Source organism: Stenotrophomonas testudinis (assembly GCF_024499815.1).
GTDB lineage: Bacteria > Pseudomonadota > Gammaproteobacteria > Xanthomonadales > Xanthomonadaceae > Stenotrophomonas.
On the sequence record NZ_JAMOKY010000028.1, the window covers coordinates 36,588 to 50,481 of the forward strand.

Sequence of the window (13,894 nt, forward strand, 5' to 3'; positions counted from 1 at the left end):
GGAGCCCGCATGAGCGATACCCCCACCGCCGGCAGTGCCGCCAGCACCGAACTGGAGCGCCTGCTGGCGATCATGGCGCGCCTGCGCGATCCGCAGGGGGGCTGCCCCTGGGATCTTGAGCAGACCTTCGCCACCATCGCCCCGTACACCATCGAAGAGGCCTACGAGGTCGCCGATGCGATCGACCGCGGCGACCTGGATGACCTGTGCGACGAACTCGGCGACCTGCTGCTGCAGGTCGTGTTCCATGCGCGCATGGCGGAAGAGCAGGGGTCATTCGCCTTCGCCGATGTGGCCCGTGCGATCAGTGACAAGATGCAGCGCCGGCATCCGCATGTGTTCGCCGATGTCAGCGTGGACGACGCCGATGGCGTGATGCGCAACTGGGATGCGATCAAGCGCGCCGAGCGCGCCGCCAAGGGCGACCCGGACACGTCGGCGCTGGCGGGCATCTCCCGCGGGCTGCCCGAATGGCAGCGTGCGGTGAAGCTGCAGTCGCGCGCGGCCAAGGTCGGCTTCGACTGGCCCGGCCCACTGCCGGTGCTGGACAAGGCGGCCGAAGAACTGCAGGAGCTGCGCGAGGAATTCGAGCGTGGCGACATCGCCGGCAACAAGGCGCGGCTTCAGGAAGAACTGGGTGACCTGCTGTTCGTCTGTGCCAACCTGGCCCGTCATGCCGATATCGACCTGGGCGCGGCGCTGCGTGGTGCCAACCACAAGTTCGAACGCCGCTTCCGCGCCATGGAAGCGCAGGCGGACGCGCAGGGCGAACGCCTGGCCGCGCTGGACCTGGATGCACAGGAAGCACTGTGGCAGCACGCCAAGGCTGCGGAGAAGGCGTGAAGACCCTTGCCCTGTTCCTGCTGACTGCGCTGGCCGAGATCGTGGGCTGCTACCTGCCGTGGCTGTGGCTGCGCAAGGGCGGCAGCGTCTGGCTGCTGCTGCCGGCCGCGGCAAGCTTGGCCCTGTTCGCCTGGCTGCTGACCCTGCACCCCACCGCCAGCGGCCGCGTGTATGCCGCCTACGGTGGCGTCTACATCGGCACTGCGTTGTTCTGGCTGTGGCTGGTCGATGGCATCCGTCCCAGCCGCTGGGATCTGCTGGGCGCCGCCCTGTGCCTGGCCGGCATGGCCGTGATCATGTTCGGGCCGCGCCAGCCGGTATGATGCCCGGCGGCTGTTGATCTTCTGTAGAGCCGAGCCATGCTCGACTGTTTTTGATCTTCTGTAGAGTCGAGCCATGCTCGACTGTTTTTGGCAGAGGCAGCCGAGCACGGCTCGGCTCTACAGGAAGCGTTCTACCGCGGGGCCTCGCACCCCAGCATCTTCAGGTCGATGGCTTCGGCCATGCGCCGGTAGCCTTCGTCGTTCGGATGCAGGTGATCGCGGGTGATGTTGGCCGGCAGCGATTCCGGCTGCTTCGGGTCGCGCAGCGCCGCATCGAAATCGACCACGCCATCGAAGCCGCTGTCCTTGCCGCGCGCCCACTGGTTGATCGAGGCGCGGGTGGTGGCCGAGACCGGCTCGTAGCGCTCGGAGCCGCCGAACGGCGTCAGCGTGCCGAGGTAGGCGCGGATGCCATGCGCGTGCAGGCGCGCGGCCACCTGCTGGTAACCCAGCAGCATGTCCGGTGCGTTGCGCCCGGGCAGCGGCTGCGCACCGCCGCCGTGGCGGATGTCATTGATGCCTTCGAACAGGATCACCTGGTCGGCGTCGGCCACCGCGATCGCGTCGCGGTCCAGGCGTGACAGCGCACTGTGGCTGCGGCCATGGTCCAGCACCTTGTTGCCGCTGATGCCCTGGTTGAGCACCACGAAGCGGTCCGGGCAGGCCTGCTGCAGGCGCTGCGCCAGCCGCTCCGGCCACTGGTTGAACGAACCGCGCGTGGCGGTCGCGCCTTCGGTGATCGAATCACCCAACGCAACAATGACCGACGGCCGCTGCTCACGCTGCACCATCAGCGCCGAAAACACATTCTGCTGGTAGCTGACGCGCACCGTGTCGGCTACCGCCTCCTGCCTGCCATCGACCACGCGCACCACGGTACGCCGCACCGCCGGCCGGGTCGGCTGCGGGAAGTACGCGGTCACGCTGATCTCCTGCAATGCCGCCACCGGCAGTACCACCGGATCACTCAGCAGCGCGGCACCCACCGGTACGTCGATGGCACGGCGGCCATCGACGGTGACCGGCAGCGCCGCAGCCCTGCCATCCTTCAGGCGCACGCGGATGTCTTCCACATGCAGCGGTGCATCGCCCAGCTCGTTGCTGATGCGCAGGCGCAACGCCTCGCCACGGCTGCCGACCCGGATGTCCTGGCGCACGGTCTGCGCGGCGAACTGTACCGGTGCCTCCGGCTTCCCGTCCTTGCGGTCCGGTGCCGGTGAAGCGGTCCAGGCGGTCACCCAGACCGGAGCGGCCTGGGCGACGGGGGCGGCCACGGCAGCGCCGATGGCCAGCGAAAGCAGGGTGATCCAGCGCTGCATGGCAGGTGTCCGCTCAGGTCAGGAGAAGTAGGTGCCGCCGTTGACGTCCAGGTTCGCACCGGTGATGAACGCCGCTGCATCGGAGGCCAGGAACACCGCCGCATCGGCGGCTTCGTCCGGCTTGCCCTGCCGGCGCAGCGGGGTGTTGCCGGCAACGGCGGCGCGCACTTCCGGCTTGGTGAATTCGTCATGGAAGCGGGTGGCGATCATGCCGCAGCACAGCGCGTTCACGCGGATGCCCTTCGGACCCAGTTCCTTGGCCATGGCGCGGGTGAAGGTCATCACTGCGGCCTTGGCGGTGGCGTAGATCGACGCGCCCGGGCCACCACCATCGCGGCCGGCCTGCGAAGCGAAATTGACGATGGCCGCGCCTTCGCCCATGTGCGGCACCACCGCGTGGGTGGTCAGGTAGGTCGAGGTCAGGTTGAGGTCCATCACCGTGTGGAAGAACGCCGGGTCGATCTCGGCCAGCGGGCGACGCTGCACCATGCCGCCGGCCACGTTCACCAGCAGATCGATGCGATCACCGAACGCTGCCTGGGTCGCGGCAACGAGGCCGGCCACGGCCGCGGCATCGGTGACGTCGGCGCGGTGCACGATGGCCTGGCCACCGGCGGCCTGGATCTGCGCCAGCGTTTCGTTGGCGCTGGCCTCATCGTTGGCGTAGTTGATGCAGACGCGTGCGCCGGCAGCGGCCAGCTTGATCGAGACGGCTCGGCCGATATCACGGCCACCACCGGTGACGATGGCCACCTTGTCCTGGAACGACATGCGGGAAACTCCTTGGTTTGCGGGGGAATGAAAGGGAAATGCGTGCTCAGCCGCCACGGCGGTCAAGCTTGTGGATCGGTCCGGTCCACCACCACAGCGCGGCCAGCGACAGCGGCACCAGCGCGGCGACGAGGATGAAAATCGGAGCGTAGGAATGGCGGGTCAGCACCGGCACCAGCCAGGTGGTGATCAGCGTGCCGGCCACCGCAGCCAGGCCACCGAGGCCGGCGAGGGTGCCGACCGAGCGGCCATCGAACAGATCACCCGGAAGGGTCTGGATGTTGCCGATGGCGACCTGGAAACCGAACAGCACCGCGGCAATCGCCAGCACTGCGAACAACGGCTGATTGGCCAGCACCGCGCCCAGCAGGGCAGGGGCCATGATCACGCAGCCCAGGGTGATGGACAGCTTGCGTGCGCGGTCAACGCTCTGCCCGGCACGGATCAGGCGTCCGGACAGCCAGCCGCCGCTGAGGCTGCCGAGCATCGCGCCCACGAACGGCACCCAGGCGAACAGGCCGATCTGCTTGATGTCGAAGCCGAAGGTCTCGGCCAGGTAGATCGGCAGCCAGGACACGAAAAGCCACCAGATCGGGTCCAGCAGGAAGCGGCAGGCGAGCATGCCCCAGCTCTGCCGGTGGGCCAGCAGCGAGCGCACGCTCACCTTCGGCGCGGCGGCATCCTGCTGCCCGGCCTGGTCTTCCATGATCAGGCGGCGTTCGGCGTCGCTCACCCACGGGTGCTTGTCCGGGCCGGCGCGGTAGACGAACAACCACGGCAGCAGCCACAGGAAGCCGATGGCACCGACCAGCACGAAGGTGCCGCGCCAGCCCAGCCACAGGTACAGGCCGGCGATGGCCGGTGCGGACACGATTGCGCCGATCGACGCGCCGGCGTTGAACACGCCCTGCGCGAGTGCGCGTTCGCGCGCCGGGAACCACTCGGCATTGGCCTTCACCGCGCCCGGCCAGGCACCGGCCTCACTGATGCCGAGCATCGCCCGCACCAGGCTGAAGGACAGCATCGAATGGGTGACCGAATGCAGGGCGATGGAGATCGACCACACGCTGATCGACAGGGCAAAGCCCAAGCGCGTGCCGATCATGTCGAACAGGCGGCCGAACAGGAACTGCCCGGCGGCGTAGAACAGCATGAACACGGTCACCAGCAGCGCGTAGTCATCCTTGGTCGCGCCCACTTCCTTGGCGATTTCCGGCCACATCACCGCCAGTGCATTGCGGTCGATGTAGTTGATGACCGTGGCCACGGCGATCAGGCCGACGATCAGCCAGCGCACGGCCGAGCGCACCGGTACCTTGCGCAGTTGGCTCACCACTGCAGGGCCGTTCACTTCGCGTCACCCTTGCTGCGGTCCATGCGCGCGTGGCTGCCGCTCCAGCGGTAGGCGTAGCCATCGACGGTCACGCTGTGCTCGCCCTTGGCGGCGCTGTCATCGGCCACACCCAGGGCGATGCGTGCACCGCTGGCCAGGCGCAGCTCGATCACCTCGGCATCGTTGCCGCGGGTGCGCACGATGTTCTTGATGCGGCTGTCGGCGCCGTGCACGTACTCGGCGGTGCCGTTGTACTCGCCATGCGGCTCCAGCACGCTGAAGAAGGTCACGTCCTTCTGGCCTTCCACGCGCTGCAGCAGGGCCGGCTCGCGGCGCAGGTTGAATTCGGGATCGTTGGCACCGCTTTCCACCAGCATTGCCTGCGCAGGTGCGCTGCTGCCGAAGCGATAGGTGTAGAAGCGGCCATCCAGCAGCCAGGCCAGCGTGCGCGGCTCGCTGCCGGGCTTGCTGCGCGCGTCCAGCCACAGGTGCTGGTAGCCGTTGTCCTTGCCCAGCACCGGGCGCTGGCTGGTGAAGTGCTCGGCCTCGAAACCGGTGGTGACGATGTGGCCGTTGAAATGCAGCGGCAGGTCGTAGCGCGCGGCGTTGTCACCGTGCACCTGCAGCAGGTCCAGCACCACCGGCAGGCCCAGTTCGGGGTGGCGCAGCAGCGCCTGGGTGCGGGTGAACACCACGCCGGGGTAGGCGTCGCGCATGGTCGCCGAGGCGATCTGGGTATCGGTGTCGGCCTGGAAGAAACGCACCTGCGGCGCATGCTCCTCGCCGCGCTTCCAGTCGCCCTTGAAGTGGCTCTGCTCGTCCACTACCAGGGTGTTGTGGGCCACGGTCTGCTTGGCCCAGCTGCGGTTCTCGGCGAGGTAGATGCCGCCGCGCTTGGCTTCCACGTTGAGGAAGCGCGCCGCGCCGTAGTCGGTCACCACGGCCTTGCCGTTGTCGTAGAACAGCCAGTTGAGCTTGTCGAAGTGGCCGTGGCCCATGCCCTGCATGGTGTCTTTCTGCACCAGCGCCTGGCCGTCCTCGCCGTTCATGCGCAGGATCGCCAGGCCGCCGCGGTCGCCGTCGGGGCCGTCGCGCAGCAGCATGGGCTTGTAATCGAAGGGTTTGGCCTTGTTGGCCGCCAGCGCCTGCGCCACCTGCAGGCCTTCGGGCGAGAGCAGCAGGCGTTTCTGCTGCTGGGCGACCGACAGCAGGTGGTCATCACCGGTGCGTGCATAGGCGATGCCGATGCCGGCCACCAGCTCCTCGGTGTCGATGCCCTTGTCGAGGATCGCATCGTTGATCGGGAAGAACAGGCCGTCGTAGCTGGTCTGCACCAGCACATCCACGGCCTTCAGCAGCACGCCGTCGCGGCGCGCGAAGATCTTCCGCTGCGGCTCGTTGCGTTCGATGGCGTTGGCGAACAGCAGGAACGGCGCCAGCGCATAGCGCTGGTAATACGGCCCTTCCTCGTAATATCCATCGGGGGAGAACAGCAGGTCGATCTGCCGCAGGAAGCCGAATTTGTCGTCGTTCTGGCTGCCGCGCAGGGATTTCTCCACCAGCTCCTGGTCACGCAGCACGTAGCCGGTCATGCCGGTCGCGGCCACCGCCCAGGTCGCATGGTTGTGGATCTGGTCGTAGTTCTTCGGCTCGCTGATCAGGAATTCGGCCATCGGCCGGAACAGCTTCGAATCGATGATCTGCCGGTCCTGCGCGGACAACGCGTCGCGGATCGCGTCGTAGCCCTGGATGGCGTTGACCAGCCACACCGAATCGTTCAGCACCTGCCAGAACACGCGGCCGGGAATCTGTCCGCGGCCTTCCGGGTGCGGGCCCAGCGTCGGGTAGAGCTTGGCGTACTGCAGCAGCATGTCGCGCGAGTAATCAACATAGGCCTTGTCGCCGGTCAGCCGGTACAGCGTGCCGGCCGCCAGCAGCGCCTGGTAGTTGCGCTTGTGCTGTTCATGGGTGCGACCGCCGCCCTTGTCCTTGGGTACCGGCACGTCGATGCCGGCCTTCATCATCTTCTTCAGCGACGCCTCGGTGCGCGCCTGCTCCTTGGCGAACCACGGGTAGCGGCTGCCTTCGCTGGCCATCCGCTGCCACTGTGCGGCGGTCACCAGCACGGGTGCGGTGTCGGCCTGGCGCGCGGTGGCGGCCGGGGCCGCCAGCAGCGGCGCGGCCGGCAGCAGGGCAAAGGGGACGGCCAGGGCCAAGGAAACGAATAGCGGCTGCAACCTCATCGATCAACTCCGGTGCTGGTGCGGGACAGGGCAACCTCGCCCACCTTGGGATACCAGTCCACCCCCGTGGCCTCGCGCGCGGTCATCGCCAGCGCCGGATCGGCACCGGTGGCGGGCAGGGCAGGGGTGGGCGTCCACAGGCCGCTGGCGGCCTGCTGCAGGGTCACGCTGCGGCTTTCGACGCCGCTGGGGAACACGGTGCTTGCCTGCGGCGACTGCACGTTGCCGCTGAAGGCGATGCCGGCCAGCGAACTGGCGGCGGTGGGCGGGTTCTTGCTGGTGCGGTTGACGATCAGGTTGGCGCTGAAGCGGCTGTTGCTGGCGGCCACGTCGATGCCCTTGGCAGCGTCGTGGCCCACGCCGAAGCTGATCTTCGCCACATCCACGAACGTGTTGCGGCTGATGGTGGCGTTGACCACCGGCGCATAGCCGGACAGCGGCGGATCGGCCTGCGCGTCCATGATCGCCAGCGCCGAGCGGTTGCTGGAACCGGCCAGGCGCTCGAAGTAGTTGTTGCTGACGGTCTGGTCGGTGTTGATGATGCGCACGCCGCCGGTGCCGGCCTTGTCGTCGCCGAGGAAGACGTTGTCGAGCACCCGGTTGCCGTTGCCGTGGCGCAGGGTCAGCGCGCCGGCCGAGCGATAGAAGACGTTGCCGCGGTAGGTGTTGCCACCGGACTTGTTGGAGACGATCTCGGTCTCGCCGTCGCAGCCTTCGAACCAGTTGTTTTCCACGGTGCTGTTGGAATCGCTCAGCGAGGTATCGCTGGTGCCGACGCGGATCGTTTCGCCGCCGTTGACGCCGAGCAGCGGGCGCGGCCCGAACCAGTTGTGGTCGATGCGGTGCTGGTTGTCCAGGCCCTGGGTGGCATCGCGCACCACCACCACGGTCGGCCCGGCATTGGTCTTGCCGCGCAGCTGGCTGTGGTCGAGGCGGTTGTGGCTGCCGTACAGCGACACCCAATAGTCCTGGTCGCTGGCATCGGGGTTGGTGTAGTCGTCGATGACCAGGCCGGTCACCCGGCTGTGGCTGGCCACCGCCTTGCTCGATTCGCGGAAGGCCACCACCGCGTCGCCCGGCGCATAGCCGTTGCGGAACACCAGGTTGGAGACCTGCAGGTAGCTGCCGGCCAGGCGCAGGTCCGAGCGCCCGCTGAGGATCACCTTGCCCGGGGTCTGCGCGCGCAGGGTGATCGGCGCGGCCTCGGTGCCCTGACCCTTCAGCAGCAGGCGGGTGTCGGCCCAGGTGCCGTCGGCCAGCACGATTTCGTCGCCTGGCTGCAGGGCGGCCGCGGCGGTGGTGAACTCGGCGGCATCGTGCACCAGCCAGCTGGCGGCCTGTGCCGGTGAAGTGGTCAGGCAGATTGCCAGACCAGTTGCAAGGAATGATCCGGGAAGCCTGTTGGAAGGGCGGTACGAAGTCGATTCGGTGCGCATGAAGTCCTTCCAGGGACGGCCGGGCCGTCGTTTCGGGTGGGTGTGCATACCACTTGCGGGGCCTGTTGTAAGCCAGCTTTCGCGCAAAGTCATGCTGCATCAGCACATTTAATGACGGCCAAGTGGTATGAAACAAAGGTATTAAGAAAAATCCAGTCCAGTTGGTTGACATTTGTAGGTCCGCATGTCGAAGCTGCGTCCACGCCTGCCAACCAGGCGATCCTTTGGGAGGAGGAAACCATGCGGCAATCTGCCGGAGCTGTACGCACCATCACGCTGTCACCCACGCCCCTCGTCGTGGCCTTGCTTGCCGCGCTTGCCGCCGCTCCGCTGGCGCAGGCGCAGTCCACCACCGGCAGTGCCGGGCAGGACGCCACCACGCTGGACCAGGTGCAGGTCACCGGCATCCGCGAATCGATGCAGAGTTCGATCAACAAGAAGCGCGACGATACGGTCATCGCCGACGTGCTCTCGGCCGACGACATCGGCGACCTGCCGGCACCGTCGCTGGCCGATGCGATCGAAACGCTGACCGGCGCCGCCTCGACCCGCGACAAGACCGGTGCCTCGGAGATTTCCATCCGCGGCCTCGGCGCCTTCCTCAGCAGCACCAATTTCAATGGCCGCGAGATCACCAACGGCAGCGGCGACCGCTCGGTGAACTTCAACATGTTCCCGGCCGAGCTGATCAATACGGTGGCCATCTACAAGACCCAGCGCGCCGACATCATCGAAGGCGGCGTGGCCGGCACCATCGGCCTGGAGACGGTGAAACCGCTGGAATACGGCAAGCGCTCGGTGCAGTTCGACCTGCGCGGCAGCTGGGCCGAGTATGACAAGAAGTACCGCGATGACGATGGCATCGGCTACCGCGGCACCGCCAGCTACATCGACCAGTTCGAGTTCGGCGACGGCCAGAAGCTGGGTATCTCGCTGGGCTTCCAGCGCTTGGACGGCACTGACCCGGAAGAGAGCATCACCAGCGGTTCCACCTGGTACGCCTGCGATGGCAACCAGAACGCGGCCAATGCCAACTGTTCCGAAGTCGGCGCGCAGGCCATCGCCAACGGTGCGCCGTACTACCTGGTGCCGAGCAGCCGCATCTACCGCCTGAAGCAGGAACGCAACGACCGCCAGAGCGAGTTCGCCGCGGTGCAGTGGCGGCCCAACGATGTGGTCGAAGTGAACGTCGACTTCGAGCATACCCAGCGCAACTGGTATGAAAACCGCAGCGACCTGAGCCTGTCCAACGCGCGTCGCGGCATCACCCAGCGCGAGGTGGACGAGAATGGCATCGTCCGCCACCTGCATGGCAGCACCTCGATCGACTCCACCTCCAACCGCTACTGGCGCGGCGAGGAGTACACCGGTGGCGGCCTGAACCTGATCGTGCGGCCGAGCCCGGCCTGGGAACTGTCCACCGATCTGTCCTACTCGCATACCAACCGCCTGGACAGCGAGCGAATGACCCGCCTGCGGGCCAACCAGCGCGACATCAACAATGCCGTCGTGCCGGGCATCAGCAGCGGCGCCACCGGTTATGTCGACTATGACTGGGACTGGCATGGCGAAGTGCCGAGCGTGGCCCTGGCGCCGAACTTCGACGTGCAGAACTGGGATGCGTACTCCGGGGCGGCCCGCGTCACCTCCAGCGCGACCGAGAACGACCACAGGATCAAGGCCGGCCGCTTCGACGCCAGCTTCATGCCGGAGTCGGGCTTCTTCACGCGCATCAAGGGCGGCGTGCGCGCCAGCCAGGCCGACTACCGCCTGCGCGACAACACCCTGGTGACCGACTACGACCAGCGCGTCGCCGCCGACAAGGCAAAGATCATCGCCGCCAACCAGGCCTGCCGCGCGCCGTTCCCGCAGAGCGATTTCATGGATGCCGCCAGCGGCAACACGATCTCTTCGTGGGCCTACTTCGATCCCAACTGCCTGTACCAGTCCTTCCGTGGCAGCCTCGACAGCGGCCTGGATCCGGATTTCCAGGATCCCAACAACGTCGACATCACCGAGACGACGCGCGCGCTGTACCTGCTGGGCGAGTTCAGCAGCAGCCTGTTCGGGCTGCCGGTGACCGGCAACGTCGGCCTGCGCTGGGTCAAGACCGATGTGCGTTCGGAGGGCGTGCGCACCGACCTGCGGATCGAGGACAACGGCGATGGCACGATCCGCCTGCAGCCGACCGGCAACTACACCACCCAGGTGTTCAAGGCCGGCAATGACAAGCTGCTGCCCAGCCTGAACGCGGCCTTCGAACTGCGTCCGGACGCGCTGCTGCGCGTCGGTGCCTATCGCGCCATGTCGCGCCCGGACATCGCGGCGCTGGGTGCCGGCCGCACCATCAATGTCAGCAGCGATGCCACCTACGGCAACCTGGCTGACGCGCTGGACGACATCAGTGCCAGCGGCAACCCGGCCGCGCAGCCGCTGATGTCCTGGAACGGCGACCTGTCGCTGGAGTGGTACCCGAACCCGGACACCCTGCTGGCTGGTGCGGTGTACTGGAAGCAGTTCAACGGCGGCACCGCCACCGCGCTGGTGCCGGAGACCTACACCATCAACGGGCAGACCGTGACCGTGCCGGTGCGCCAGCAGGTGACCACCGACGATGACAGCACCCTGACCGGCCTGGAGCTGAGCGTCACCCATCGCCTGTCCTACCTGCCCAAGCCGTTCGATGGGCTGGGCTTCAAGCTCAGCTACAACTACGCCGACGCCGACTACGAGACCCAGGATTCGCGACTGGGCGAGCAGCTTGCCGCCGATGGCACCGTCATCCCGGCCATCGTGCCGCCGGCCGGTCTCAGCGGTTTCTCGCGGCACGTGCTGTCCGGTTCGATCTACTGGGACGTGGGCCGCTTCAACATCCAGGCCATCGGCAAGTTCCGCTCGCACTACTACCAGGACTTCACCGGCAACACCGCGCAGCAGAACCGCTACTACGACGACAACACCAGCGTCGACCTGCGCATGCGTTACAAGGTCAACAAGCAGTTGTCGCTGTCGCTGGAGCTGATGAACCTGACCAACGAACCGCGCGTGGCGTACCAGCCGCTTTACGGCAATTTCCGTGAAGTGGTGACCTACGGGCGGCGTGCGTATTTCGGTGTACGATACAAGTTCTGAACAGGGCGGCGCGGCCAGTGGTCGCGCCGTCGCTCCATCCGGACCCGCACCGCGCACGGTGGCCCGGGACGGGCCCGGAGGGAACCGCCAAGGGTCAGCCGCATGTCCGCCAACCGCCTCTACCAGACCATCGCCGCCAAGCTCCGCAAGCTGATCGAGGACGGCGAATTCCCGCCGGGCTCGCGCCTGCCGGGCGAGCGTGAGCTGGCCGAACGATTCGGCGTCAGCCGGGTGACCGTGCGTGAAGCCGAGATCGCCCTGGAAGCCCAGGGCTGGATCGCCATCCGCATTGGCTCGGGTGTGTATGTCAAGCCACGCCCGACGCAGGCCTCCGGTGGCCTGCCCGATGTCAGCGCGTTCGACCTGACCGCCGCCCGCGCGGTGTTCGAGGCCGAGGCCGCGGCGCTGGCCGCCAGCAACATCGACGAGGCCGGCATCGCCGAACTGCAGGTGCTGGCCCAGGCCCTGTGCCGCCGCGACCTGACCGATGAGGAGGCCGGCGACTTCGACCGCCGCTTCCACCTGACCATCGCCCGCCTGTCCGGCAATCCGGTGGTGGAGTACTTCATCCAGCAGATCTGGCGCATGCGCAGCGACCTGCCGCGGGTGGCCGAGGTCTACGCGCGGGTCTGCCACGACGACGGTGCCAGCCGCGCCGACGAGCACATGGCGATCTTCGAGGCGCTGCGCAGCCGCGACCCGGTGGCCGCGCGCAATGCCATGCGCTACCACTTCCAGCGCCTGTTCGAGGCGATGCTGGAAGCGACCGAAAGCCAGGCGCTGGAAGAAATCCGCCGGCGCACCCAGCAGGACCGCGAGCGCTTCCTGGCCACGACCCGGATCTGAGCCGTACCACTGCCGGCTGCGCTGCCGCACTGCAGCAGCGTGCGCGCGCTATGCTGGCCGCTGGACGTCTGAGGAAAGGAAAGCGTGATGTTCCCGACCGTGTTTTTCACCCTGGTGCTGGCCGTGGTGGCCGTCATCATCCTGTTCAAGGCCGTGCGCATGGTGCCGCAGGGCTACGAATGGACCGTGGAGCGCTTCGGCCGCTACACCCACACCATGTCGCCCGGCCTGCATTTCCTCATCCCCATCGTGTACGGGGTGGGGCGCAAGGTGAACATGATGGAGCAGGTGCTGGACGTGCCGGGCCAGGAAGTGATCACCAAGGACAACGCCGCGGTGCGCGTCGATGGCGTGGTGTTCTTCCAGGTGCTGGACGCGGCCAAGGCCGCCTACGAGGTGGCGGTGCTGGAAGTGGCGATGATCGCCCTGGTGCAGACCAACATCCGTACCGTGATCGGCTCGATGGACCTGGATGAATCGCTCAGCCAGCGCGAGGTGATCAACGCCAAGCTGCTGAGCGTGGTCGACCATGCCACCAACCCGTGGGGCGTGAAGGTCAACCGCATCGAGATCCGCGACATCCAGCCGCCGCGCGACCTGCTCGATGCAATGGCGCGGCAGATGAAGGCCGAGCGCGAGAAGCGCGCGCAGATCCTGGAAGCGGAAGGTTCGCGGCAGTCGGAGATCCTGCGCGCCGAAGGTGAGAAGCAGGCCACCGTGCTGGAAGCCGAAGGCCGCCGCGAAGCCGCCTTCCGCGACGCCGAGGCCCGCGAACGCCTGGCCGAGGCCGAAGCGAAGGCCACCCAGGTGGTCTCTGCGGCGATCGCCGAAGGCGATGTGCAGGCGATCAACTATTTCGTCGCGCAGAAGTACGTCGAGGCCTTCAAGGAACTGGCGAGCTCGCCGAACCAGAAACTGGTGCTGATGCCGATGGAAGCCAGTGGCGTGATCGGCTCGATCGCCGGTGTCGCCGAACTGGCCAAGCAGGCCCTGGCCAACCAGGAATCCAAGCCGGCCCGTAAGGGCCCGCCGCCGTTCGGAGGCTGACATGCGCTGGGAAGTCGTCGCGTGGGGAGCGCTGGCGTTGCTGCTGTTCGCCGCCGAGGCGCTGGCACCGGGCGCGTTCATGCTGTGGATCGGCATCGGTGCCGCCGCGGTGTTCGTGCTGGTGGCGGTGTTCGCCGATATCCCGCTGCTGTGGCAGGTGGTCGCGTTCGTGGTGCTGAGCGTGCTGTCGATCCAGTGCTACCGGCGCTGGGGCAAGCCGCATGCGCGGGCAAGCGACAAGCCGCTGCTGAACCGCCGCGCCGAGCAGCTGGTCGGCCGGGTGGTGGCGTTGCCGCAGGCGATCATCGACGGGCAGGGCAGGGTCAGCATCGATGATGCGTCGTGGCAGGTGAGCGGGCCCGACCTGCCGGCGGGTGCGCGGGTGAGGGTGGTGGCGGTGCAGGGCAGCGTGCTGCTGGTCGAGGCTGCGGCGTAGGATTTCCAGCCAACAGCGCAGCCCCTCGTGGGTTGTCGCGGATGATTCATGTGTTTGGGTCGGGGGGGGGGGGGGGGGGGGGGGGGGCCCCCAAACAAAAAAACCGGCGGCGGCGCCGCCCGCCCCCGCCCCCCCCCCCCCCCCCCCCCCCACCCCCCCCCCCCC

Annotated in this window: 11 protein-coding genes; 6 read left to right on the forward strand and 5 right to left on the reverse strand. The window is 67.4% G+C overall.

Translation table 11 applies throughout. The features are described from left to right. Nucleotides 1-9: 9 nt before the first annotated feature. Entirely contained in the window at nucleotides 10-843 is an 834-nt protein-coding gene (mazG, locus tag NQ204_RS14445) for a nucleoside triphosphate pyrophosphohydrolase (RefSeq protein ID WP_256644231.1), read from the forward strand. Further along, nucleotides 840-1,166, forward strand: coding sequence for a YnfA family protein (locus tag NQ204_RS14450; protein WP_079222853.1), 327 nt, complete (start codon nucleotides 840-842; stop codon nucleotides 1,164-1,166). The genes mazG and NQ204_RS14450 overlap by 4 nt, the downstream gene beginning before the upstream one ends. 131 nt (nucleotides 1,167-1,297) lie before the next feature. Here the strand turns inward: NQ204_RS14450 and NQ204_RS14455 are convergent, their stop codons facing one another. Genes NQ204_RS14455 through NQ204_RS14475 form a run of 5 tightly spaced genes read right to left on the reverse strand, consistent with a single transcriptional unit; the run spans nucleotide 1,298 to nucleotide 8,268 of the window. Then, complete coding sequence (locus tag NQ204_RS14455) at nucleotides 1,298-2,485, reverse strand: GDSL-type esterase/lipase family protein (protein ID WP_256644232.1); 1,188 nt, start codon at nucleotides 2,483-2,485, stop codon at nucleotides 1,298-1,300. 18 nt (nucleotides 2,486-2,503) lie between these two features. Beyond that, the gene (locus tag NQ204_RS14460) at nucleotides 2,504-3,256 is read right to left on the reverse strand and encodes an SDR family NAD(P)-dependent oxidoreductase (protein ID WP_256644233.1); all 753 of its coding nucleotides are present in this window, start codon (nucleotides 3,254-3,256) and stop codon (nucleotides 2,504-2,506) included. A gap of 46 nt (nucleotides 3,257-3,302) precedes the next feature. After that, nucleotides 3,303-4,607, reverse strand: a complete 1,305-nt coding sequence (locus tag NQ204_RS14465) for an MFS transporter (RefSeq protein ID WP_200753364.1) — start codon at nucleotides 4,605-4,607, stop codon at nucleotides 3,303-3,305. Beyond that, the gene (locus tag NQ204_RS14470; protein ID WP_256644234.1) at nucleotides 4,604-6,832 is read right to left on the reverse strand and encodes an oligoalginate lyase; all 2,229 of its coding nucleotides are present in this window, start codon (nucleotides 6,830-6,832) and stop codon (nucleotides 4,604-4,606) included. The genes NQ204_RS14465 and NQ204_RS14470 overlap by 4 nt, the downstream gene beginning before the upstream one ends. Beyond that, entirely contained in the window at nucleotides 6,829-8,268 is a 1,440-nt protein-coding gene (locus NQ204_RS14475) for a polysaccharide lyase 6 family protein (protein ID WP_256644235.1), read from the reverse strand. Before NQ204_RS14475 ends, NQ204_RS14470 begins: the two co-directional genes overlap by 4 nt. 240 nt (nucleotides 8,269-8,508) lie before the next feature. Here NQ204_RS14475 and NQ204_RS14480 point away from each other — a divergent pair, with 240 nt between their 5' ends. The 4 genes from NQ204_RS14480 (at nucleotide 8,509) to NQ204_RS14495 (ending at nucleotide 13,729) form a co-directional block, all read left to right on the forward strand. Next, nucleotides 8,509-11,400: a TonB-dependent receptor gene (locus NQ204_RS14480; protein WP_256644236.1), complete on the forward strand. Its 2,892-nt coding sequence runs from the start codon at nucleotides 8,509-8,511 to the stop codon at nucleotides 11,398-11,400. 102 nt (nucleotides 11,401-11,502) lie between these two features. Further along, nucleotides 11,503-12,246: a FadR/GntR family transcriptional regulator gene (locus tag NQ204_RS14485; RefSeq protein WP_108769676.1), complete on the forward strand. Its 744-nt coding sequence runs from the start codon at nucleotides 11,503-11,505 to the stop codon at nucleotides 12,244-12,246. Nucleotides 12,247-12,333: 87 nt separating this feature from the next. Next, nucleotides 12,334-13,293: an SPFH domain-containing protein gene (locus NQ204_RS14490; RefSeq protein WP_116863915.1), complete on the forward strand. Its 960-nt coding sequence runs from the start codon at nucleotides 12,334-12,336 to the stop codon at nucleotides 13,291-13,293. Between the two features lies 1 nt (nucleotide 13,294). Continuing rightward, nucleotides 13,295-13,729, forward strand: coding sequence for an NfeD family protein (locus NQ204_RS14495; protein WP_256644237.1), 435 nt, complete (start codon nucleotides 13,295-13,297; stop codon nucleotides 13,727-13,729). Nucleotides 13,730-13,894 lie beyond the last annotated feature (165 nt).

Coding starts and splice junctions, on each gene's coding strand:
- mazG (WP_256644231.1), top strand. CDS start 10: ATGAGCGATACCCCCACCGCCGGCAGTGCCGCCAGCACCGAACTGGAG.
- NQ204_RS14455 (WP_256644232.1), bottom strand. CDS start 2,485: ATGCAGCGCTGGATCACCCTGCTTTCGCTGGCCATCGGCGCTGCCGTG.
- NQ204_RS14460 (WP_256644233.1), bottom strand. CDS start 3,256: ATGTCGTTCCAGGACAAGGTGGCCATCGTCACCGGTGGTGGCCGTGAT.
- NQ204_RS14470 (WP_256644234.1), bottom strand. CDS start 6,832: ATGAGGTTGCAGCCGCTATTCGTTTCCTTGGCCCTGGCCGTCCCCTTT.
- NQ204_RS14475 (WP_256644235.1), bottom strand. CDS start 8,268: ATGCGCACCGAATCGACTTCGTACCGCCCTTCCAACAGGCTTCCCGGA.
- NQ204_RS14480 (WP_256644236.1), top strand. CDS start 8,509: ATGCGGCAATCTGCCGGAGCTGTACGCACCATCACGCTGTCACCCACG.
- NQ204_RS14485 (WP_108769676.1), top strand. CDS start 11,503: ATGTCCGCCAACCGCCTCTACCAGACCATCGCCGCCAAGCTCCGCAAG.
- NQ204_RS14490 (WP_116863915.1), top strand. CDS start 12,334: ATGTTCCCGACCGTGTTTTTCACCCTGGTGCTGGCCGTGGTGGCCGTC.
- NQ204_RS14495 (WP_256644237.1), top strand. CDS start 13,295: ATGCGCTGGGAAGTCGTCGCGTGGGGAGCGCTGGCGTTGCTGCTGTTC.